General features: G+C 57.3%; 24 protein-coding genes and 1 pseudogene. 10 read left to right on the top strand and 15 right to left on the bottom strand.

Annotation, left to right across the window (positions count from 1 at the left end; all coding sequences use genetic code 11):
• Positions 1 to 65 precede the first annotated feature (65 nt).
• Positions 66 to 197: pseudogene (locus KHQ26_RS20390) on the top strand (helix-turn-helix domain-containing protein); the annotation flags it as partial.
• Positions 198 to 258: 61 nt separating this feature from the next.
• Here KHQ26_RS20390 and KHQ26_RS20395 read toward each other — a convergent pair.
• Positions 259 to 465 (bottom strand): DUF1107 domain-containing protein, encoded by a 207-nt coding sequence (locus tag KHQ26_RS20395; RefSeq protein WP_002886707.1) that lies wholly within the window; start codon positions 463 to 465, stop codon positions 259 to 261.
• A gap of 323 nt (positions 466 to 788) precedes the next feature.
• Here KHQ26_RS20395 and KHQ26_RS20400 point away from each other — a divergent pair, with 323 nt between their 5' ends.
• Positions 789 to 1346 (top strand): YtfJ family protein, encoded by a 558-nt coding sequence (locus tag KHQ26_RS20400; RefSeq protein ID WP_002886706.1) that lies wholly within the window; start codon positions 789 to 791, stop codon positions 1344 to 1346.
• Here KHQ26_RS20400 and cysQ read toward each other — a convergent pair.
• Positions 1336 to 2079, bottom strand: a complete 744-nt coding sequence (gene cysQ, locus KHQ26_RS20405) for a 3'(2'),5'-bisphosphate nucleotidase CysQ (RefSeq protein ID WP_004192435.1) — start codon at positions 2077 to 2079, stop codon at positions 1336 to 1338. The two genes, KHQ26_RS20400 and cysQ, sit on opposite strands and share 11 nt — an antisense overlap.
• 191 nt (positions 2080 to 2270) lie before the next feature.
• On the opposite strand from cysQ, the gene cpdB reads away from it, so the two are divergent.
• Positions 2271 to 4214: a 2',3'-cyclic-nucleotide 2'-phosphodiesterase gene (gene cpdB / locus KHQ26_RS20410; RefSeq protein WP_029497139.1), complete on the top strand. Its 1944-nt coding sequence runs from the start codon at positions 2271 to 2273 to the stop codon at positions 4212 to 4214.
• A gap of 54 nt (positions 4215 to 4268) precedes the next feature.
• Here cpdB and KHQ26_RS20415 read toward each other — a convergent pair whose 3' ends face one another.
• The gene (locus KHQ26_RS20415) at positions 4269 to 4640 is read right to left on the bottom strand and encodes a winged helix-turn-helix transcriptional regulator (RefSeq protein WP_004152015.1); all 372 of its coding nucleotides are present in this window, start codon (positions 4638 to 4640) and stop codon (positions 4269 to 4271) included.
• Positions 4641 to 4729: 89 nt separating this feature from the next.
• Here KHQ26_RS20415 and KHQ26_RS20420 point away from each other — a divergent pair, with 89 nt between their 5' ends.
• The 4 genes from KHQ26_RS20420 to ytfE all read left to right on the top strand — a co-directional run bounded on the left by KHQ26_RS20420 (position 4730) and on the right by ytfE (position 8272).
• On the top strand, positions 4730 to 5578 hold the full coding sequence (locus KHQ26_RS20420; protein WP_002886702.1) for an SDR family oxidoreductase: 849 nt from the start codon (positions 4730 to 4732) through the stop codon (positions 5576 to 5578).
• Positions 5579 to 5655: 77 nt separating this feature from the next.
• Positions 5656 to 6480: an AraC family transcriptional regulator gene (locus KHQ26_RS20425; RefSeq protein ID WP_020803921.1), complete on the top strand. Its 825-nt coding sequence runs from the start codon at positions 5656 to 5658 to the stop codon at positions 6478 to 6480.
• A 75-nt stretch (positions 6481 to 6555) separates the two neighbouring features.
• On the top strand, positions 6556 to 7527 hold the full coding sequence (locus KHQ26_RS20430) for a DMT family transporter (protein ID WP_002886691.1): 972 nt from the start codon (positions 6556 to 6558) through the stop codon (positions 7525 to 7527).
• Between the two features lie 82 nt (positions 7528 to 7609).
• Positions 7610 to 8272, top strand: a complete 663-nt coding sequence (gene ytfE, locus KHQ26_RS20435) for an iron-sulfur cluster repair protein YtfE (RefSeq protein WP_004152016.1) — start codon at positions 7610 to 7612, stop codon at positions 8270 to 8272.
• A 104-nt stretch (positions 8273 to 8376) separates the two neighbouring features.
• On the opposite strand, the gene cycA is transcribed toward ytfE, so the two are convergent.
• Together cycA and fklB are read right to left on the bottom strand one after the other, a co-directional pair.
• Complete coding sequence (gene cycA / locus KHQ26_RS20440; protein WP_002886688.1) at positions 8377 to 9780, bottom strand: D-serine/D-alanine/glycine transporter; 1404 nt, start codon at positions 9778 to 9780, stop codon at positions 8377 to 8379.
• Between the two features lie 304 nt (positions 9781 to 10084).
• Complete coding sequence (gene fklB / locus KHQ26_RS20445; protein ID WP_020803908.1) at positions 10085 to 10705, bottom strand: FKBP-type peptidyl-prolyl cis-trans isomerase; 621 nt, start codon at positions 10703 to 10705, stop codon at positions 10085 to 10087.
• 218 nt (positions 10706 to 10923) lie between these two features.
• Between fklB and KHQ26_RS20450 the strand changes: the two genes are divergently transcribed.
• Positions 10924 to 11598 (top strand): LysM-like peptidoglycan-binding domain-containing protein, encoded by a 675-nt coding sequence (locus KHQ26_RS20450; RefSeq protein WP_004177687.1) that lies wholly within the window; start codon positions 10924 to 10926, stop codon positions 11596 to 11598.
• A 108-nt stretch (positions 11599 to 11706) separates the two neighbouring features.
• Here the strand turns inward: KHQ26_RS20450 and rplI are convergent, their stop codons facing one another.
• From rplI to rpsF, 4 genes are read right to left on the bottom strand one after another with little or no spacing between them, the layout of a single operon-like run.
• Positions 11707 to 12156: a 50S ribosomal protein L9 gene (gene rplI, locus KHQ26_RS20455; protein WP_002886682.1), complete on the bottom strand. Its 450-nt coding sequence runs from the start codon at positions 12154 to 12156 to the stop codon at positions 11707 to 11709.
• A gap of 41 nt (positions 12157 to 12197) precedes the next feature.
• Positions 12198 to 12425, bottom strand: a complete 228-nt coding sequence (gene rpsR, locus KHQ26_RS20460) for a 30S ribosomal protein S18 (protein WP_000135199.1) — start codon at positions 12423 to 12425, stop codon at positions 12198 to 12200.
• A gap of 4 nt (positions 12426 to 12429) precedes the next feature.
• Positions 12430 to 12744, bottom strand: coding sequence for a primosomal replication protein N (gene priB / locus KHQ26_RS20465; RefSeq protein ID WP_002885722.1), 315 nt, complete (start codon positions 12742 to 12744; stop codon positions 12430 to 12432).
• A gap of 5 nt (positions 12745 to 12749) precedes the next feature.
• Positions 12750 to 13145 carry a 30S ribosomal protein S6 gene (gene rpsF, locus KHQ26_RS20470; RefSeq protein ID WP_002885691.1) on the bottom strand — a complete coding sequence of 132 codons (396 nt, stop codon included), beginning with the start codon at positions 13143 to 13145 and terminating at the stop codon, positions 12750 to 12752.
• Positions 13146 to 13485: 340 nt separating this feature from the next.
• Here rpsF and KHQ26_RS20475 point away from each other — a divergent pair, with 340 nt between their 5' ends.
• Positions 13486 to 13761, top strand: a complete 276-nt coding sequence (locus tag KHQ26_RS20475; RefSeq protein WP_002885689.1) for a DUF1471 domain-containing protein — start codon at positions 13486 to 13488, stop codon at positions 13759 to 13761.
• Between the two features lie 149 nt (positions 13762 to 13910).
• Complete coding sequence (locus KHQ26_RS20480) at positions 13911 to 15104, top strand: MFS transporter (RefSeq protein ID WP_004177693.1); 1194 nt, start codon at positions 13911 to 13913, stop codon at positions 15102 to 15104.
• A gap of 63 nt (positions 15105 to 15167) precedes the next feature.
• On the opposite strand, the gene KHQ26_RS20485 is transcribed toward KHQ26_RS20480, so the two are convergent.
• Genes KHQ26_RS20485 through ulaA form a run of 6 tightly spaced genes read right to left on the bottom strand, consistent with a single transcriptional unit; the run spans position 15168 to position 19577 of the window.
• Positions 15168 to 15854, bottom strand: a complete 687-nt coding sequence (locus KHQ26_RS20485; RefSeq protein WP_015959293.1) for an L-ribulose-5-phosphate 4-epimerase — start codon at positions 15852 to 15854, stop codon at positions 15168 to 15170.
• Complete coding sequence (locus tag KHQ26_RS20490; protein ID WP_004210671.1) at positions 15854 to 16708, bottom strand: L-ribulose-5-phosphate 3-epimerase; 855 nt, start codon at positions 16706 to 16708, stop codon at positions 15854 to 15856. The genes KHQ26_RS20485 and KHQ26_RS20490 overlap by 1 nt, the downstream gene beginning before the upstream one ends.
• Before the next feature lie 9 nt (positions 16709 to 16717).
• A complete protein-coding gene (ulaD, locus tag KHQ26_RS20495; protein ID WP_002885684.1) occupies positions 16718 to 17368 on the bottom strand; it encodes a 3-keto-L-gulonate-6-phosphate decarboxylase UlaD in 651 nt (216 codons plus the stop codon).
• Positions 17369 to 17381: 13 nt separating this feature from the next.
• Complete coding sequence (ulaC, locus tag KHQ26_RS20500) at positions 17382 to 17849, bottom strand: PTS ascorbate transporter subunit IIA (protein WP_002885683.1); 468 nt, start codon at positions 17847 to 17849, stop codon at positions 17382 to 17384.
• Between the two features lie 9 nt (positions 17850 to 17858).
• Positions 17859 to 18164 carry a PTS ascorbate transporter subunit IIB gene (ulaB, locus tag KHQ26_RS20505; protein WP_029497141.1) on the bottom strand — a complete coding sequence of 102 codons (306 nt, stop codon included), beginning with the start codon at positions 18162 to 18164 and terminating at the stop codon, positions 17859 to 17861.
• Positions 18165 to 18176: 12 nt separating this feature from the next.
• Positions 18177 to 19577, bottom strand: coding sequence for a PTS ascorbate transporter subunit IIC (ulaA, locus tag KHQ26_RS20510; protein ID WP_002885681.1), 1401 nt, complete (start codon positions 19575 to 19577; stop codon positions 18177 to 18179).
• Between the last annotated feature and the right edge of the window lie 151 nt (positions 19578 to 19728).

Genomic DNA, 19728 nt, shown 5'->3' on the forward strand with positions numbered 1-19728 from the left:
AATCTTTTCTCTCTCCTAAGGGCGGATGACCATCCGCCCTTTTTTATGGCCCAAATGGTTATCCCACACTCCCACTTAACAAAATTGCTTTATCGGTGGGCTACAGCGATCCGGTCTATTTCACCCGCTTGTTTCGTAAACATAACGGCATCCCACCGGGCGAATATCGCAAACGCTATGCGGAAATGAAGGGCTAAAAACATCAACGGCTCCCATCGGGAGCCGTCTTTTACCTACTACGTACTGCTACGTGCCAGGTTATGCCATCTCAGTTTGCAGACGCAACACCTGACGATTGACTTCGGACATCACTGACAGATGCAGCTTGTCCTTGACCTTCGGGATAAGGATTTTGCCCTTATCAAATTCAAATGCGCCAACGTCCTTGATGTACAACCGTCCACGAAACAGGATCTTCACGTACTTCGCCACTTGCAGCGGATTGTAGCGTTGGAAAATTTTCATTCTTCTCTCCTGCCAGGGTTACGCTCTTGTGGTGCCACAGTTAGCCCACGTCTTGGGAGCGCAAATTTTAATGCCCTAAAACTATAGTCCAGAATCTCAGAGGGACCCAGTATGTATAAGTTTATTTACCCTTTGATGACAATAATTCAGAATTTTCGTTTCAGACATACGATGAAGTAAGTATAAGTCGCCGTTTTACGACTAATTTGTGCGTCAACACGCAAACTGGCATCCTCATTGCGGGTAATCACCGTCAATCGCACTTATGATTAAACGAGACCAAGTGGTCGGATCACCTGCATAAAAATGATTAAGGATTGCGCATGACCCTACGTAGCATACTGGCCGCCTCGTTACTGCTTCTCCCGCTGCTGGCCACAGCGCATAACTTCGTCGACGGCCAGCGCGTGGCGCCCGTTGGCGTCGCGGATCGGGGAGAGCTTATTCTGGATAAGGATAAGTTTAGCTATAAAAACTGGAATAGCGCCCAGCTGGCGGGAAAAGTGCGCGTGGTCCAGCACATCGCCGGACGCTCGTCAGCAAAAGAGAAGAATGCCAACCTGATCGAGGCGATTAAAGCGGCGGGCTTCCCGCACGATCGCTATCAGACCACCACCATTGTAAACACTGACGACGCCATCCCGGGCACCGGGATGTTTGTACGCAACAGCATTGAAAGTAATAAAAAGCTCTTCCCATGGTCGCAATTTATCGTCGACAGCAACGGCCTGGTGCGGAAGGCCTGGCAGCTGGACGAGAAGAGCTCAGCGATCGTGGTGCTGGATAAGAACGGGCGTGTGCAGTGGGCTAAGGACGGCGCCCTCACCCAACAAGAGGTGCAGCAGGTGATCGACCTGCTGCATAAATTGCTTAATAAATAGAGACCCGGAAGCCGGGGTTGAGGAAGGATTCACGCGGCGTGTAGTCGAGGGTTTTCCCCTGCCAGTCGTGAACATGCGCCCCGGCGGCCACCGCGACCGCATGGCCGGCGGCGGTGTCCCAGGTGCTGGTCGGCCCGAAGCGCGGATAGAGCTGGGCCTGACCTTCCGCCACCAGGCAGAATTTCAGCGACGAACCGATTGAGGTGGTCTGGTGTTCGCCCAGTTGCTCAAGGTACTCCTGCAGCTCCGGATCGTTGCTATGGGAGCGGCTAATCACCACCAGCGGCGGACGGGCATCGCGGACCTGGATCTGCTTGCGTACGCCGCACTCTTCTTTCCAGGCTTTACCATTTTGCGCGCTGTACATCACCTTCATCACCGGCGCATAGACAACGCCCAGCGTCGGCTTGCCGTTTTCAATCAGCGCGATATTGACGGTGAATTCGCCGTTACGCTTAATAAACTCTTTGGTGCCGTCCAGCGGGTCGACCAGCCAGTAGCGCTGCCAGTGCTGGCGCACTTCCCACGCCGGCGGGTCCTCCTCGGAGAGGACCGGGGTATCCGGATCCAGCGCCTGCAGGCCGCTGACAATGACTTTATGCGCTGCGATATCCGCCGCCGTGACCGGAGAATCATCTTTCTTGCTGGCGACGTTGATCGGCTGGTTTCCATCGTAGACTTCCATGATGGCATCGCCCGCATTCCGTGCAAGCTGACTTACTTGTTCTAACATTCTCCACCTCGTCTGGTTACAGTGGCGTTAACTCGTTGTTTTATTTATATCGCATCACCGCGAGTTCCGCTATCTGTGATAACGATGGCGGTTTCTCTGCCCGCTTTTCTGGCAAGATTCACATTTCTGTAAGCAACAGAATATAAATACATTTTCTTCTGTGCTATCGCTCATAAAAAAGGACGCCTCTGATGATTAAGTTTAGCGCAACGCTCCTGGCCACGCTGATCGCCGCCAGCGTCAACGCCGCGACGGTCGACCTGCGGATCATGGAAACCACCGATCTGCACAGCAATATGATGGACTTCGACTATTACAAAGATGCCGCCACGGAGAAATTCGGCCTGGTGCGTACCGCCACCCTGATCGAACAGGCGCGGGCAGAAGTTAAAAACAGCGTGCTGGTGGATAACGGGGATGTGATCCAGGGGAGCCCGTTAGGCGACTATATGGCGGCAAAAGGGCTCAAAGAGGGCGATGTACATCCGGTATATAAGGCGATGAACACCCTGAATTACGCCGTCGGCAACCTGGGCAACCATGAGTTCAATTACGGTCTCGACTTCCTGCACAAGGCGCTGGCCGGGGCGAAGTTCCCCTACGTGAACGCCAATATCATCGATGCCAAAACCGGAAAACCGATGTTTACGCCGTACCTGATCCAGGATACCCGGGTCGTGGACAGCGACGGTCAATCCCACACCCTGCGCATCGGCTATATCGGCTTTGTGCCGCCGCAGATCATGACCTGGGATAAAGCCAATCTTAACGGCAAGGTGACGGTCAATGACATTACCGAAACCGCGCGCAAATATATCCCGGAGATGCGGGCGAAAGGGGCTGATGTGGTGGTAGTGGTCGCTCACTCCGGCCTCTCCGCCGACCCGTATCAGGCGATGGCCGAGAATTCGGTTTACTACTTAAGCCAGGTGCCCGGCGTGGACGCCATTATGTTCGGCCATGCCCACGCGGTGTTCCCGGGTAAAGACTTCGCCAACATCAAAGGCGCGGATATCGCCAAAGGGACGCTGAACGGTGTACCGGCGGTGATGCCGGGAATGTGGGGCGATCATCTCGGGGTGGTCGATCTGGTGCTAAATAACGACAGCGGTAAATGGCAGGTAACTCAGAGTAAAGCGGAAGCGCGGCCAATCTATGACGCGGTGGCGAAGAAATCACTGGCGGCCGAAGATGCCAAGCTGGTGGCGGTGCTGAAAGCCGATCATGACGCCACTCGCGAATTCGTCAGCAAGCCGATCGGCAAGTCCGCCGACAACATGTACAGCTATCTGGCGCTGGTGCAGGACGACCCGACGGTGCAGGTGGTCAACATGGCGCAGAAAGCCTACGTAGAACACTATATTCAGGGCGACCCGGATCTGGCGAAGCTGCCGGTGCTCTCCGCCGCCGCGCCGTTTAAAGTCGGCGGGCGTAAAAACGATCCGGCGAGCTTTGTCGAAGTGGAGAAAGGCCAGCTCACCTTCCGCAATGCCGCCGACCTCTATCTCTACCCCAACACCCTGGTGGTGATGAAGGTCAGCGGGAAAGAGGTTAAGGAGTGGCTGGAATGCTCTGCCGGACAGTTTAACCAGATCGATCCCGCCAGCAGCAAGCCGCAGTCGCTGATCAACTGGGACGGCTTCCGCACCTACAACTTCGACGTCATTGACGGGGTGAACTACCAGATCGACGTCACTCAGCCGGCCCGCTACGACGGCGAATGTCAGATGATCCATCCGCAGGCAGAGCGTATTAAGCACCTGACCTTCAATGGAAAACCGGTTGATCCGCAGGCTACTTTCCTGGTCGCGACCAATAACTATCGCGCTTACGGCGGCAAATTCGCCGGCACCGGTGAGAGCCATATCGCCTTCGCCTCACCGGATGAAAACCGTTCGGTGCTGGCGGCATGGATTGGCGCGCAATCGAAGAAGGAAGGCGCGATCCATTCGGCGGCGGATAACAACTGGCGTCTGGCGCCGATCCACAGCAACACGCCGTTGGATATTCGTTTTGAGACCTCGCCTGGCGACAAAGCCGCGGCGTTTATCAAAGAGAAAGCACAGTATCCAATGCGCCAGGTGGCCACCGATGATATCGGCTTCGCCATTTATCAGCTGGATTTGAGCAAGTAATGCCTGTTCCCCGGCGGCGCTGCGCTTACCGGGGCTACAGGGAGTGATACATTTTCACTCCCCGTGGTTAGCCAGCACCGAGGGCAGATTAACCTCGATCCAGTCCGCCAGGGCGGCCACCTTCTCGCTCACCTGCAGGCCGAGCGGCGTCAGGCTATATTCAACGTGCGGGGGCACCACCGGATAAGAGACGCGATCGATAAAACCATCCTGCTCCAGCGCCTGCAGCGACTGCGCCAGCATCTTTTCGCTGACCCCGCCCATCTTACGGCGCAGATCGCTGAAACGGTGGGTTCCCTCGCGCAGCGCCACCAGAATCAACACGCCCCAGCGGCTGGTGACATGTTTAAGCACATCGCGCGACGGGCACTGTTCCGCAAACAAATTGCCGGTGCGCAGTTTCTCGCTCAGCGTCGGTTCGGCCATTTCACACTTACCTTTTTGTACGTACTTACTAAAAGTTAGTTAAGGTGGTAGCTTACCACAACTGCCAATAAACACGAAGGAGAAGACCCATGATCGCTCTTACCGGTGCCACCGGCCAGCTTGGCCACTACGTTCTGCAAGACCTGCTTAACACCGTCCCTGCCAGCCAGATTGTGGCGATTGTCCGCAACCCGGCCAAAGCCCAGGCGCTCAGCCAGCAGGGCGTGGTTGTCCGCCAGGCCGACTACAGCGACGAAGCGGCGCTGACCGCCGCGCTGCAGGGCGTGGATAAACTGCTGTTAATCTCCTCCAGCGAAGTCGGCCAGCGTGCTGTACAGCACCGCAACGTCATTAACGCCGCCAAAGCCGCCGGAGTGAAATTCATCGCGTATACCAGCCTGCTGCATGCCGACACTTCGCCGCTGGGTCTGGCCGCAGAGCATATCGAAACCGAGCAGATGCTGGCCGACTCTGGTATCGCTTACGCCCTGCTGCGTAACGGCTGGTATACCGAAAACTATCTGGCCAGCGCGCCGCCGGCGCTGGAGCATGGCGTGTTTATCGGCGCCGCCGGCGAGGGTAAAATCGCCTCCGCCACCCGCGCGGATTATGCCGCCGCTGCCGCCCGCGTTATCGCCAGTGAGGGTCATGAAGGCAAAATTTACGAACTGGCGGGTGATAACGCCTGGACGCTGAGCGACCTGGCTGCCGAGCTGAGCAAGCAAAGCGGGAAAAACGTGGTCTACCAGAACCTCAGCGAAGCCGATTTCGCCGCCGCGCTGAAAAGCGTCGGCCTGCCGGCCGGGCTTGCCGATATGCTGGCGGATTCCGATGTCGGCGCGTCGAAAGGCGGACTGTTTGACGACAGCCGCACCCTGAGTACGCTGATCGGCCGCCCGACCACCTCCCTTGCTGAAAGCGTGAAAGGCATTCTGTAACCGCCCCTCTCAGCTTTTGCGGTTGCGTCCCGGCGGTTCCTCTCCCATATTGAAGGGATAACCGTCGGGAGGCAGGCATGCAGGGCGTACCACTCCAATTTAGTGATGAAAAAGACCGCGCGCGCTTTCGCCATCTCGAACAGTTGCCCGGGGTGGAGCTTTACCACGCCCATATATCCCGCTACGCCTTTGAACCCCATACCCACGAAGCCTTCGGCATCGGCGTGATTGAGCAAGGCGCGGAGCGCTTTCGCTACCGCGGCAGTCAGCATATTGCCGCCGCAAACTCCATAGTCACCATGAATCCCGACGAGCTGCACACCGGCGAAGCGGAAACCGCCGACGGCTGGCGCTACCGGATGATTTATCTGGAGCCGGACCGTCTTGAAGCCATCACCGGGGTGCGAGACTGGTGGTTCAGCGAGGTGGTCCGCGAGGATCCCCTGCGTTCCCGACAAATTGGCCAGCTGATTTATGGCCTGTGGCATAGCGACGATCCGCTGCCCCAGCAGGGACTGCTGCTCGACCTCATCGACGCCTTCCGCCCTCTGGCCCACCATGCCTCTGCGCAAGGTGAGGCCGGGCATCGCTTTGACCGCGTGCGCGACTACCTGCACGATAACTATATGCGTCCCATCACCCTCGACGAGCTGGCGCAGGTGGCGGCGCTGAGCCCGTACCACTTTCAGCGCCAGTTTAAAGCCCACTATCACGTAACGCCCCATCAGATGCTGATGGCCATCCGTCTGTGGCGCGCCAAAGCGTTCCTCACCCACGGCATGCCCGCCGCCGAAGTGGCGATAGCCGTCGGCCTCACCGACCAGTCCCACCTGACCCGCGCCTTCACCCAGCGTTACGGCATTACGCCGGTGCGCTATCAGAAGCAGGTCGCCAGGCGCTAATTCGCAATCTCATACAATATTCCTGCCCGACCCCCTTCTACACTGCAGACAACGGTAATGACAACGGATGCAATGATGATTAGTGGTGTGTTATACGCCCTGCTGGCGGGGCTGATGTGGGGTTTAATTTTCGTCGGGCCTTTGCTGGTGCCAGAGTATCCGGCGATGCTGCAGTCGATGGGACGCTATCTGGCGCTGGGCCTGATCGCCCTGCCGCTGGCGTGGCTCGGGCGCGCGCGACTGCGCCAGTTGAGCCGGCACGACTGGTGGACCGCGCTGGGCCTGACAATGATGGGGAACCTTATCTATTACGTCTGCCTGGCCAGCGCCATTCAGCGCACCGGGGCGCCGGTTTCCACCATGATTATCGGCACGCTGCCGGTGGTACTGCCGGTGTTCGCCAATCTGCTCTACAGCCAGCGCGACGGGAAGCTGCCGTGGCGGCGCCTGTTTCCGGCGCTGATCTGCATCGCTGTGGGCCTGATCTGCGTTAACGTCGCGGAGCTGCGTCAGGGGCTGCCGAATTTTAGCCCGTGGCGCTACGGCTCCGGCATTGCGCTGGCGCTGGGATCGGTGGTCTGCTGGGCCTGGTATGCTCTGCGCAACGCCCGCTGGCTGCGGGAGAACCCGCATCAACCGCCAATGATGTGGGCTACCGCTCAGGCGCTGGTGACGCTTCCGGTTTCGCTGGCCGGCTATCTCGCCGCCTGCGCCTGGCTGCACGGTCAGCAGGCCGGGTTTCCCCTGCCCTTCGGCCCGCGTCCGGCGGTGTTTATTACGCTGATGCTGGCCATCGCGGTGCTCTGCTCATGGGTCGGCGCGCTATGCTGGAATATTGCCAGCCAGCGGCTGCCGACGGTGATCCTCGGCCCGCTTATCGTCTTCGAAACCCTGGCCGGACTGCTGTATACCTTCCTGCTGCGGCAAAGCTTACCGCCGCTGCTGACCCTGAGCGGCATCCTGCTGCTGGTGCTCGGCGTGGTCTCCGCCGTACGCGCCAGACCGGAAAAACCGATGCTGCAGCCGCTGGCGGACGAAAAAAAGTAGCCTCGCCTCCTTAAGGGGTATTCCCTCGCCAAAAAGATGCATTTAAAATACATCTTATATTCCTGATGACGAGGTAACTGCTATGGCTTTCCGTGACCAACCTTTAGGCGAGCTGGCGCTGACCATCCCGCGCGCCTCCGCCCTGTTCCGTCAATACGATATGGATTACTGCTGCGGCGGCAAACAGACCCTGGCGCGCGCCGCGTCGCGCAAAGCGCTGGATGTCGCGGTGATTGAAGCCGAGCTGGCGAAACTGGCCGAACAGCCTCTCTCCCGCGACTGGCGCGCGGCGCCCCTCGCGGAGATTATCGACCATATCATCGTTCGCTATCACGACCGGCACCGTGAACAGCTGCCGGAGCTGATCCTGCAGGCCACCAAGGTTGAACGCGTCCATGCCGATAAACCGAACGTACCGAAAGGACTGACTAAGTACCTGACCATGCTGCATCAGGAGCTTTCCAGCCACATGATGAAAGAGGAACAGATCCTGTTCCCGATGATCAAACAGGGAATGGGCGCCCAGGCCGGGGGGCCGATCAGCGTGATGGAAAGCGAGCATGATGAAGCGGGTGAACTGCTGGAAGTCATTAAGCACATCACCCACAACGTGACGCCGCCGCCGGAAGCCTGTACCACCTGGAAGGCGATGTATAACGGTATCAACGAGATGATCGACGATCTGATGGAACACATCAGCCTGGAAAATAATGTGCTGTTCCCGCGCGCCCTCGGCGGAAAGTAAAGAAAAAGGCGCCCGCGGGCGCCCTCGACATTGTCCGTCTTATTTGGCCACTCCGGGTGGCCTTTTTTATGACGGGCCGTTGCAAGCAACGTTAAAATTTTCGTTTATTTCGCCAGCCGTTTTTTGCCGGCAAACAGCCAGCCCGCGCCCAGCAGCACAAACCACAGCGGGGTGACCATCAGCGCTTCACGGGTATCGTCTTCCAGGGTCAACAGCACCAGCACAAAGACGAAGAAGGCCATGCACACCCAGCACATGACTTTACCCAGCGGCATCTTGTAGCTTGACTTCTCATGCAGCTGAGGGCGGTTTTTGCGATACGCCAGGTAAGAGCAAAGGATGATGGTCCAGACGAACATAAACAGGATCGCCGACACCGTGGTGATCATGGTGAAGGCGGCAATCACGCTCGGGTTGACCATCAGCATCACCACCCCGCCCAGCAGACACATGCAGGAGAAGGTTAAGCCCTTCGCCGGCACCGCACGCTTCGACAGCTTGGCGAACATCTTCGGCGCCTGACCATCCTGCGCCAGACCGAACAGCATACGGCTGGTAGAGAACACGCCGCTGTTGGCCGAGGAGGCCGCGGAGGTCAGCACCACGAAGTTGATCAGGCTCGCCGCCGCCGGCAGACCAACCAGCACGAACAGCTCAACGAACGGGCTCTTGCTCGGCACCACGGAGCTCCACGGCGTCACCGACATAATCACAATCAGCGCGAAGACGTAGAACATAATGATACGCAGCGGGATGGAGTTAATCGCTCGCGGCAGGGACTTTTCCGGGTCTTTGGTTTCGGCGGCGGTGGTACCCACCAGCTCAATCCCCACGAAGGCAAACACCGCAATCTGGAAGCCGGCGAAGAAGCCGCTCAGCCCTTTCGGGAACCAGCCGCCGTCATTCCACAGGTGGGCGAAAGAGGCTTCGACCCCGGTCGGCGATTTGAAATGCATCATCACCATTACCAGGCCGACCACGATCAGCGCCACGATGGCGACAATTTTGATCATCGCGAACCAGAACTCCATTTCGCCAAACATCTTGACGGTGGCCAGGTTCAGGCCCAGCAGCAGCAGGATCACCGCCAGCGAGGCGACCCAGTCGGAGAGTCCGGGAAACCAGAACTGCGCGTAGGCGGTGATGGCGACAACGTCCGCCATCCCGGTCACTACCCAGCAGAACCAGTAGGTCCAGCCGGTAAAGTAGCCCGCCCACGGCCCCAGCAGATCGGCCGCGAAGTCGCTAAAGGATTTATATTCGAGGTTCGACAGCAGTAATTCGCCCATGGCACGCATCACGAAAAACAGCATAAAACCGATAATCATATAAACAAAGATAATGGATGGTCCGGCAAGGCTGATGGTTTTGCCAGAACCCATAAATAACCCGGTGCCGATCGCTCCGCCAATCGCGATCAGCTGAATATGTCGGTTTGTGAGATTTCGCCGTAGCGATTGTTCAGTCGGCTCCTGCTCGACAGCAGCGACTTTAACCTGATCTACCATGTGATTTCTTCCTGTTGTACCTGTCTGTGTTGTTCAGGCTCTGATGGCCCGTCGTCTGTCATTAACCCCAGCAAGGGCTAGTCGATATTAGGTAAGAATCGGAGGGATGAATACTATGATTTAGATATAATGTTAATTTTATGTTTAAAGTGAGTGTTATATCACTCATCTAACGCGAAATAGCTCACAAAAATACACCCATACGTGATGAATGCAAAACATAATTCCAATTAATTTTTAACTTAAGGATTTTACGCTATTTTTATGGCTTCCCCTGCCGCGGGGAAGAGGAAGCCGCTGCTGTTTAGATAATGTCCAGCAGTTCAACTTCGAAGATCAGGGTGCTGAACGGAGGAATCGATGCGCCAGCGCCGCGCTCACCGTAGGCGAGGTTGTGCGGGATCGTCAGTTCCCATTTGGAACCTACCGGCATCAGAGTCAGCGCTTCAATCCAGCCGCCGATCACGCCGGTCACCGGGAATTCAGCCGGTTCACCGCGAGCGACGGAGCTGTCGAAGACGGTGCCGTCGATCAGTTTGCCAGTGTAGTGCACGCGAACGCGGTCAGTACGCGCCGGGATCGGGCCTTCGCCCTGGATCAGTACGCGGAACTGCAGACCAGACTCGGTGCTGTTCACACCTTCTTTCTCGCGGTTTTCATCAAGGTATTTTTGGCCGTCAGCGGCCATGGCCTGAAAACGCTCGCGACGCACAGCGTCAGCACGCTCGTGGATTTCACGCAGCGCGCGGTGAACGGCTTCCACCGGCACCTGCGGCTGGTTACCTTCCAGCGCATCGGCGATACCCGCCACCAGCGCTTCCGGCAGCAGCCCCTGCAGGCCGGATTCGCTCAGCTGTTGTCCAACCTGCAAGCCGATACCGTAACTTGCCTGCGCTTCGATAGTGTCAAAAGTTGGGGTTGCCATCGTTGTTCCTTTTTGGGTGATAAACATCAAGATAAAAGCGTGCGAAAGCATAACAGCCATAGCGAAATGGGTAAAACTTTGTCGGCGGATGATGACAAATCTCAGCGAAAAAGAAACAATAGGCGGCAGCAGGTTAACTTCACTTTGTTCCGGTCATCAGGACGTTAGCCATCTATACTCATGAGCAGGATATAAATATGCGGAGCAGGAGGAAAGCCATGCCCGGGCGCTTTGAACTGACATCTACCCTGGCGAAAATCTGGCACGCCCCGGATCATTTTCGCCTCCTGGACCCGCTGCCTCCGATGCACCGCCGGGGAATTATCGCTGGCTTCCTGTTGGTTATTATTGGTATTCTGCTTCCCTCCGATGATAGCCAAAGCCCGGCGTCGACCAGCCGTGAAGCGAACCTGAATCTACAGTCGCAGTCCCAGCCGCAAGCTGGCGGCAATCAGGCCGTTCCGCTGCCGCCGATCACTAATACGCCTACCGTGAGCGACGCCGATCAGATGGCGCCGGTCGCCCCGGAGCCGATTCAGGATGAGCAGCCGGATCAAGCGCAGACGCAGCAGCCCGCCGCCACCCAGCCTTATCAATCCTCATCACAGCAGTCCGCGCCGGGTATTGAGCAGCAATGGCGGACCTATCGCATCGAGTCAGGCAAAACCCTGGCGCAGCTGTTCCGCGATCATGGGCTGCCGGCCACTGACGTCTACGCCATGGCGCAGGTTGAAGGCGCTGGCAAGCCGCTAAGTACTTTGCAGAGCGGACAGACGGTGCAGATTCGGCAGAACGCCAACGGCGTGGTCACCGGGCTCACTATCGATACCGGCAACGGCCAGCAGGTGCTGTTTACCCGCCAGTCGAACGGCAGCTTTGTGCGTGCGCGATAGCAGAGAAGACGACAGCAAGCGTTACGCCGCCGCAAAATGAAAGGCGCTAAAAAGCAAAACGCCGGCACAAGGCCGGCGGTTTGTTGTTACCAGAACGTCAGAGGCCGATTACTCAGCAACCACGTTGATGATAACTTTAGCGAATACTTCGCTGTGAACCTGGAAGTTCACTTCGTGCTCGCCAACGTTACGCAGAACGCCGTTCGGCAGGCGAACTTCGCTCTTAGCAACTTTAACGCCTGCTGCAGTAACAGCGTCAGCGATGTCGCGAGTACCGATGGAACCGAACAGTTTACCTTCGTCGCCAGCTTTAGACGCGATGGTTACGGATTCCAGGGCGTTGATCTGCTCAGCACGAGCTTCAGCTGCTGCCAGAACGTCAGCCAGTTTGGCTTCCAGTTCAGCACGACGTGCTTCGAAGAATTCAACGTTTTTCTTGGTAGCAGGAACAGCTTTACCCTGCGGGACCAGGAAGTTACGAGCATAGCCCGCTTTAACGTTAACCTGATCACCCAGGCTACCCAGGTTTGCTACTTTATCAAGCAGAATAACTTGCATTACCTTATCCTCTCAAAGTCGTATTAATGGACCGTGACCGATTACTGATGACGATCAGTGTACGGCAGCAGGGACAGGTAGCGAGCGCGTTTGATAGCGCGAGCCAGCTGACGCTGGTATTTTGCACGGGTACCGGTGATACGGCTCGGGACAATCTTACCGCTTTCGGTGATGTAGTTTTTCAGCGTAGCGATATCTTTATAGTCGATCTCTTGAACGCCTTCCGCGGTGAAACGGCAGAACTTGCGACGACGGAAATAACGTGCCATATGGCTAGTCTCCAGAATCTATCAATTCAATCTGCTCGGCATGCAGAACCATTTTGCTCAAGCCGTTCTTTGCCTTATGGCAAGAGATGAACCCTCGAACGGTTACTGCGCTACCGACCGTTATACTGTGAGTAATGGCCTGGTTCTCATGACCGCTAATAATAACGGGCATCTGACACCATGCCTGCCGGTGAAAACCGGCTTCCTCCTGCACTGAACGATGCTCAAGCACGAACTGGCAGTGAGGAATTCCTGACGGGCTGACCTTACGAAGTGGAGTCCTGCAAATAATGCCGGACAGCTCCAGACGGTTGGTCATCAGGATTACTCTTCAGAATCCCCAGCTTCAGAATCATCTGCGGTTTCGTTGGCGAAATCTTCGCGACGCTCACGGCGCTCGTCTTTCGCTTTAACCATCGGAGATGCTTCGGTAACAGCGTGCTTAGTACGCATTACCATGCTGCGGATAACGGCGTCGTTGAAGCGGAAGTTAGTTTCCAGCTCATCGATCGCTTCCTGCGGCGCTTCAACGTTCATCAGAACGTAGTGAGCTTTGTGCAGTTTGTTGATCGGATAAGCCAGCTGACGGCGGCCCCAGTCTTCCAGACGGTGGATCGTACCTGCTGCTGCAGTAATTGCACCAGTGTAACGTTCGATCATGCCCGGAACCTGTTCGCTCTGGTCAGGATGGACCATAAAAACGATTTCGTAATGACGCATCGAATTGCTCCTTACGGATTATTCAGCCTCCTGTCTGGGTCAGCCGCGGCCCATGGAGGCAAGGAACGTGTTAAAGGGCGGCTGAAAAATTGACGCGTCATTCTAATGGCGGCCCCTCAGGAACACAAGCGCATTTGCACAAATAATTCGCACTAAGCGCCAAGCTGGGCTAAGTGGGTGATTTAAAATTAACCAATAAAGGAAGCGGCATTTTTTTGAACAACTGCATCAGAAAAGGTCGCCATGCGATGAACGCGCAGCGATTACACTTCTATCAAAGCCCAACGATCACAGGAGAGCCCCGAGTCAGCGTCAGGACTGTCAGTTAGGAGCGTAGTATATGAAACTGAAAATCATCGCCATGATGGCTGCGCTTTTCTTCAGCGCCAACGCGCTGGCAGCTATCCAAATCACCGAACGTCAGGCCCGCAACATGGACGACGTGCAGAGCCTCGGCGTTATCTATATCAATCACAATATGGCCACTGAGCACGAGGCCGAACAGGCCCTTAGCCAGATGAGCGATGCGCAGGGGGCGAAATACTTTCAGCCTATCCTGATGCACGAACCAGAAACCAACGGCCCGCTTCGCGCCAGCGCGGTGATATACCGCTAACGCCTGCCCGATTCTTCGCCTCTCCTCGCGAGGGGCGAAGCGAGGTCTGCGCCCAAACGCAATTGAGAATTATTTTACAAACCGACTTACCAGCGTCATCGCAACCTGATTTAATCAGCCACTCGCCATTTGATAATCAGGAGTGATTGATGGTTCCGCGTTTCGCCACCTTAGGCCGTATCCCCAAAGGCGTTTGGGTACTCGGCGGCGTCAGCCTGCTGATGGATGTCTCCTCCGAGATGATCCACAGCCTCTTACCGCTGTTTATGGCCACTACCCTCGGCGCCAGCGTGATAATTATCGGTCTTATCGAGGGACTGGCGGAAGCCACCGCCCTGATCCTGAAGGTCTTCTCCGGCGCGATCAGCGACTATGTCGGCAAGCGTAAAGGACTGGCGCTGCTGGGCTACGGCCTGGGCGCGCTCAGTAAGCCGCTGTTTGCCATCGCCCCTACCGCCGGGGTGGTGTTTAGCGCCCGCATGATTGACCGCGTAGGCAAAGGTATTCGCGGCGCGCCGCGCGATGCGCTGGTCGCCGACGTCACCCCGCCGGAGATCCGCGGCGCCGCCTACGGACTACGCCAGGCGCTGGATACCGTCGGCGCCTTTCTCGGCCCGCTGCTGGCGGTGCTGCTGATGTTTATCTGGGCCAACGATTTTCACGCTATTTTCTGGGTGGCGGTCATTCCCGCCGTGCTCTCCATTCTCCTGCTCGGATTCGGCCTACAGGAGCCAAAATCCGCCATCGCGCACAAACGCAGCAATCCGCTGAAGCGCGAAAACCTGAAAAAGCTCTCCGCCGCCTACTGGTGGGTGGTCGCGATCGGCAGCATTTTCACCCTCGCCCGCTTCAGCGAAGCCTTTCTGGTGCTGCGCGCCCAGCAGATGGAGATCCCGCTCTATACCATCCCGCTGGTGATGGTGGCGATGAACCTGGTCTACAGCCTCACGGCTTACCCGTTCGGTAAACTCTCAGACAGCATGAGCCACAGCAAACTGCTGCAGTGGGGGCTGCTGGTGCTGATCCTCGCCGATATCGTGCTGGCGCTCAGCGGCCACTGGAGCACGCTGCTGATCGGCGTCGCGCTGTGGGGGATTCATATGGGAATGACCCAGGGCCTGCTGGCGGCGATGGTCGCCCATACGGCGCCACCGGAGCTACGCGGCACGGCGTTCGGTATGTTTAATCTGATGAGTGGCCTGGCTCTGCTGCTGGCCAGCACCGGCGCGGGGGTACTGTGGGAAACCTTCGGCGCCGCCTCGACGTTTTACGCCGGGGCGATAATTTGCGTGGTCACGCTCATCGGCATGCGCGTGATGCCGTCGGCCTATCGTCAGGATTAAAAACGGCCCCGGGGCCAGACCAGTTGCTTCACCGTGAGGGGTGAAAGCCCCGGAGCGCGCTATCTACTTTTGCCCATAGTAGGCGTTTGGCCCATGCTTACGCTGAAAATGCTTATTCATCAGCCAGCTATCGATGGGCTGCAACTGCGGATTAATGCCGCGGGCAATCCACGCCATGCGCGCCACCTCTTCCATCACCACCGCGTTGTGTACCGCCTCGTGGGCGTCTTTGCCCCAGGCAAATGGCCCGTGCTGATAGACGACGATCCCCGGCGTATGCAGCGGATTGGCCTCACCCAGCGCTTCGATAATCACCTGCCCGGTGTTCAGCTCGTAGGCCTCGTCCACCTCCTGTGCGCTAAGCGCCCGGGTGCAGGGAATATCGCCGAAGAAGTAGTCCGCATGGGTGGTGCCGAGCGCCGGGATCGCCAGCCCCGCCTGCGCCCAGGCGGTGGCGTGCGTCGAATGGGTATGCACCACCCCACCAAGGTCGGGATAACGGCGATAGAGCGCCAGATGGGTGGCGGTATCAGAGGAGGGACGCCAGCGCCCTTCCACCACGTGCCCCTGCAGATCAACCACCGACATGTCATCGACGGTCATTGACTCGTAGGCGATGCCGCTGGGCTTAATCACCACCAGCCCACGCTGCCGATCAATGGCGCTAACGTTACCCCAGGTAAAGGTCACCAGGCCGTAGCGCGGCAGATCCATATTGGCCTCGAACACCTGCTGTTTCAGCTGTTGCATTATGCCGCCTCCATCAGGCCCGCGCGGGCCATCCGCGCCTTCACCCAGTCACGCGCCTTCGCCACCTCCGCCAGCGGGTCAGCGCTGGTTTCGCTCCACATCTCAATCAGGTACGGTCCGCAGTAGCCGGTCTGCTTGAGCGTTTCGAAGCAGCGTTCAAAATCGACCACCCCTTCGCCGAACGGCACGTTTTTAAAGACGCCGGGCTTCGTGTCTTTGACGTGTACCGCCACGATATGCCCGCTCCCCGCCTTCAGCTCCATCTGGACGTCGTTATCCCACGCCGACAGATTGCCGATATCCGGGTAAAGCTGGAACCACGGATTATTCAGGTAATGGGCATAGCCCAGCGCTTTACTGATCGAGTTCATCAGCGGGTAGTCCATGATCTCCATCGCCAGGGTTACCTGGGCTCGGCTGGCCATCTCGACGCTCTGTTTCAGGCCGTCGCGAAAGCGGCGGCGCGTCTCATCGTTCGCCTGCTGGTAATAGACGTCGTAGCCTGCCAGCTGGATCACCCGAATCCCCACATCCTGCGCCAGCTGAATAGCTTTACGCATAATTTCCAGCCCCTGATGCCGCACCGCGTCGTCTTCACTACCCAGCGGAAAACGGCGATGGGCGCTAAGGCACATCGACGGCACCCGGACGCCGGTTTCAGCCACCGCCTTGACCAGCGCCAGACGCTGCTCCGGGCTCCAGTCCAGCCGCGCAAGGCGGGCGTCCGTTTCATCGAGAGACATCTCAACGAAATCAAAGCCCAGCGCTTTTGCAAGCTTTAGCCGCTCCAGCCAGCACTCCCCGGCGGGGAGCGCTTTTTCATAGATGCCGAGCGGAATGGATTTCGCCAACATAGTCGCTCCTTAACCCCACAGCTGGGCGATAGAGCGTTTAAACTGGCGCGCCGCTTCCACCGGCGAGGCAGCATCGCGGATGCTGCGTCCGGCAATAAAGACGTGAACAGGGATCCCGGCAAACAGCGGCAGGTCTTCCAGCGCCAGCCCGCCGGTGACGGTCACTTTGAAGCCCATATCAGACAGACGCTTAATCGCGCTGATATCCGCCTCACTCCACGCCACGCCTGCCGCCTGCGCGTCGCGGCTGCGGTGATAGACCACCTGCTGAATACCCGCCTCGCGCCACGCCTGCGCCTGCTCCCAGGTCCAGAAGCCGGTCAGCTCTATTTGCACATCGCCGTTGAACTCTTTGGCGACATCCAGCGCCCCTTTGGCGGTGTTGATATCGGCGCAGCAGATCACCGTGACCCAGTCGGCGTTGGCTTCGAAGCACATCCGCGACAGGATCTTGCCGGCATCGGCAATTTTGGCGTCCGCCAGCACGATTTTATGCGGATACAGCGCTTTCAGATCGCGCACCGCGCGTACACCTTCACCAACGCAGAGGATAGTGCCGACTTCAATGATATCTACCTCTTCGGCGATCAGACGGGTTGTTTCATAAGCGCTGGCCAGCGTTTGGTTGTCCAGGGCGACCTGTAACATAGGTAATGACATGATAGTGTTCCTTTTAAACAGCCGCCGCGGTGGCGTTTTTGATTAAATCCAGCACTTCCTGCTCGCTGCGGCAGGCGCGTAAACGGTCGAAATTGGCTTCGTCATCAAACAGGTTAACGATCTGCATGATGCCCACTTCCTGGTGGGTGGTGGCGTCAACCGCCGCCATGGTGATCAGGATGTCGACCGGGTCGTTATCTTCGTGGTTGAAAATCAGCGGTTTCTTTAGCGTGACCAGCGCAAAGCCGGTTTTTTTGACGCCCTCTTCCGGCCGCCCGTGCGGCATGGCTAATCCCGGAGCGATCACAAAATAGGGGCCGTGCTGCGCGACGCCGTCGAGGATTGCCTGGTAGTAGCGCGGTTCCACCACGTCGGCGGCCACCAGCAGATCGACGCCGATTTTCACCGCCTCCTGCCAGGTTTCCGCTTCCGCCTGCAGGCGAATGGAGTGATTCTGCGCCAGTGATTCATGGAGTTTCATAGCCGCTCCTTATTTCACGTCCTGCGGGAAATGAGCTTTAATCACCTCCAGCAGCTTTGGCCCGAAATCCGCGGGGGAAAGCATATTACGCACCCCCACCACGTGTTTATTGCCGGAGACGGTAATCTCCCCCGCGATATGGGTTGAAGCGATGATGATATCCGCGCCGTTTAGTTCGCTTTTGTATTCACCCACCGCGCAGCTGTTCACCGTGTGGTCGATATTGGATTGCGTCAGGAACTCATCCACTTTCATTTTCATGATCATGGAACTGCCTTGCCCGTTACCACACACAGCCAGAATACGTACGGTCATAATCAGAACTCCTTATTGGGCAGAGGCCTCTGCCAGTTGTTTTTCCGCGTCTTCTTCGGCGCGCAGCGCGCGGCCAGCGAAGAACATATAAGCGAGAGCAATCAGGATGATGACGGCCATAAACGCCAGCCCGATGGAGGCGAAGCCCTGCATCATCGGCGGCGCCAGAATCGACCAGTCCGCCATTCCCATCCAGGCGCTCATACCGGTGAGCTTCACCGCCCACACGCAACCGAAAATTTCAACCATGCCCATCACCAGGCAGATCTTGAGCGCCGCGCGCCAGCCGCCGAAGTGGTTGGCAAAGACGCCAATCGTCGCGTTGGAGAAGAACATCGGGATAAAGCCCGGAATAATCAGAATTGAAGAGCCAATGCCAACCAGAATGCCGACGGCAATCAGCTGGCCGATGGTGCCCCACATAAAGCCCCACACCACCGCATTCGGCGCAAAGCTATAGATCGCGGCGCAGTCAATCGCCAGCACCGCGCCGGGGATCAGGCGTTGCGAGATACCGTTGAAGGCTTCGGACAGTTCGGCGACGAACATCCGCACGCCCTGGGTAATGATGAAAATGGCCACCGCGAAGGAGAAACCGGTCTGCAGGATATAGACCGTCCAGTGGGTTTTCCCCGCCATCGCCTGCACGACGTCAATACCAAAGGAAAGCAGGATCGCGCCAAAGAAAATGGTCATGACAATCGCGGTGGAAACGATGTTGTCGTGGAAGATATTGAGCCAGCCTGGCAGCTTGAGGTCTTCCACACTCTCCTCTTTTTTCCCCAGATACGGCGCCACTTTGTAGGCAATCCACGAGGCAAACTGCTGCTGGTGACCGATGGAGAAGCCGCAGCCGTCGGTGACCAGCTGAGTCGGCTTGAACATCATGTTGGAGGTGATACCCCAGTACAGGGAGACCAGCACGGCGGTACAGATGATGGTCGTCCACATTCCGTAACCAAAGATAAAGAACGAGACGGCGATCAGCCCCGCCTGCTGAAACATGATATGGCCAGTCAGCATGATGGTGCGGATGCCGGTTATCCGGCGCAGCAGGACGTAACAGATGTTGAGCGCCAGCGCCAGCAGCACCGCATAGCCCACCCAGCTATAGGCCTCGCCCATCCGGTCGATGGTCGCCATCATCGAGGCATAGGTGTCAGAGATCGCGCCGTTGATGCCGTACACCTCTGACATTTTCGCCACCACCGGTTTAAAAGTGCTGGTGAGGATGCCGGAGCCGGCCTGTAACAGCATGAAGCCGATAATGGTTTTGATCGTGCCTTTAATAATCACGCTGACGCTTTTGCGCAGCAGGATATAGCCCAGACAGGTGACGATACCCAGCAGCAGCGGGGCATTGGTCATCACCTGATTAAAGAAAACGGTAAAGATGTTGTAGAGGATTGCCATAACACACTCCCGATGGTGAAGGCGCTGAACGCGCCTTACGCTCAGCATTTCTCGCTGCCCACTCTAATAATCAAAAATAATCACAACAAGATTGAATTTGATTAAATGTGACGCGCGCCGCAATAATCCTCTATTTCATTGTGACTATTGC

Source organism: Klebsiella sp. 10 (genome assembly GCF_018223925.1).
GTDB lineage: Bacteria > Pseudomonadota > Gammaproteobacteria > Enterobacterales > Enterobacteriaceae > Klebsiella > Klebsiella pneumoniae.

What these genes read in the sequence shown, in the direction of transcription:
- KHQ26_RS20395 (WP_002886707.1), bottom strand. Translation starts at nt 465, where the DNA reads ATGAAAATTTTCCAACGCTACAATCCGCTGCAAGTGGCGAAGTACGTG.
- KHQ26_RS20400 (WP_002886706.1), top strand. Translation starts at nt 789, where the DNA reads ATGACCCTACGTAGCATACTGGCCGCCTCGTTACTGCTTCTCCCGCTG.
- cysQ (WP_004192435.1), bottom strand. Translation starts at nt 2,079, where the DNA reads ATGTTAGAACAAGTAAGTCAGCTTGCACGGAATGCGGGCGATGCCATC.
- cpdB (WP_029497139.1), top strand. Translation starts at nt 2,271, where the DNA reads ATGATTAAGTTTAGCGCAACGCTCCTGGCCACGCTGATCGCCGCCAGC.
- KHQ26_RS20415 (WP_004152015.1), bottom strand. Translation starts at nt 4,640, where the DNA reads ATGGCCGAACCGACGCTGAGCGAGAAACTGCGCACCGGCAATTTGTTT.
- KHQ26_RS20420 (WP_002886702.1), top strand. Translation starts at nt 4,730, where the DNA reads ATGATCGCTCTTACCGGTGCCACCGGCCAGCTTGGCCACTACGTTCTG.
- KHQ26_RS20425 (WP_020803921.1), top strand. Translation starts at nt 5,656, where the DNA reads ATGCAGGGCGTACCACTCCAATTTAGTGATGAAAAAGACCGCGCGCGC.
- KHQ26_RS20430 (WP_002886691.1), top strand. Translation starts at nt 6,556, where the DNA reads ATGATTAGTGGTGTGTTATACGCCCTGCTGGCGGGGCTGATGTGGGGT.
- ytfE (WP_004152016.1), top strand. Translation starts at nt 7,610, where the DNA reads ATGGCTTTCCGTGACCAACCTTTAGGCGAGCTGGCGCTGACCATCCCG.
- cycA (WP_002886688.1), bottom strand. Translation starts at nt 9,780, where the DNA reads ATGGTAGATCAGGTTAAAGTCGCTGCTGTCGAGCAGGAGCCGACTGAA.
- fklB (WP_020803908.1), bottom strand. Translation starts at nt 10,705, where the DNA reads ATGGCAACCCCAACTTTTGACACTATCGAAGCGCAGGCAAGTTACGGT.
- KHQ26_RS20450 (WP_004177687.1), top strand. Translation starts at nt 10,924, where the DNA reads ATGCCCGGGCGCTTTGAACTGACATCTACCCTGGCGAAAATCTGGCAC.
- rplI (WP_002886682.1), bottom strand. Translation starts at nt 12,156, where the DNA reads ATGCAAGTTATTCTGCTTGATAAAGTAGCAAACCTGGGTAGCCTGGGT.
- rpsR (WP_000135199.1), bottom strand. Translation starts at nt 12,425, where the DNA reads ATGGCACGTTATTTCCGTCGTCGCAAGTTCTGCCGTTTCACCGCGGAA.
- priB (WP_002885722.1), bottom strand. Translation starts at nt 12,744, where the DNA reads ATGACCAACCGTCTGGAGCTGTCCGGCATTATTTGCAGGACTCCACTT.
- rpsF (WP_002885691.1), bottom strand. Translation starts at nt 13,145, where the DNA reads ATGCGTCATTACGAAATCGTTTTTATGGTCCATCCTGACCAGAGCGAA.
- KHQ26_RS20475 (WP_002885689.1), top strand. Translation starts at nt 13,486, where the DNA reads ATGAAACTGAAAATCATCGCCATGATGGCTGCGCTTTTCTTCAGCGCC.
- KHQ26_RS20480 (WP_004177693.1), top strand. Translation starts at nt 13,911, where the DNA reads ATGGTTCCGCGTTTCGCCACCTTAGGCCGTATCCCCAAAGGCGTTTGG.
- KHQ26_RS20485 (WP_015959293.1), bottom strand. Translation starts at nt 15,854, where the DNA reads ATGCAACAGCTGAAACAGCAGGTGTTCGAGGCCAATATGGATCTGCCG.
- KHQ26_RS20490 (WP_004210671.1), bottom strand. Translation starts at nt 16,708, where the DNA reads ATGTTGGCGAAATCCATTCCGCTCGGCATCTATGAAAAAGCGCTCCCC.
- ulaD (WP_002885684.1), bottom strand. Translation starts at nt 17,368, where the DNA reads ATGTCATTACCTATGTTACAGGTCGCCCTGGACAACCAAACGCTGGCC.
- ulaC (WP_002885683.1), bottom strand. Translation starts at nt 17,849, where the DNA reads ATGAAACTCCATGAATCACTGGCGCAGAATCACTCCATTCGCCTGCAG.
- ulaB (WP_029497141.1), bottom strand. Translation starts at nt 18,164, where the DNA reads ATGACCGTACGTATTCTGGCTGTGTGTGGTAACGGGCAAGGCAGTTCC.
- ulaA (WP_002885681.1), bottom strand. Translation starts at nt 19,577, where the DNA reads ATGGCAATCCTCTACAACATCTTTACCGTTTTCTTTAATCAGGTGATG.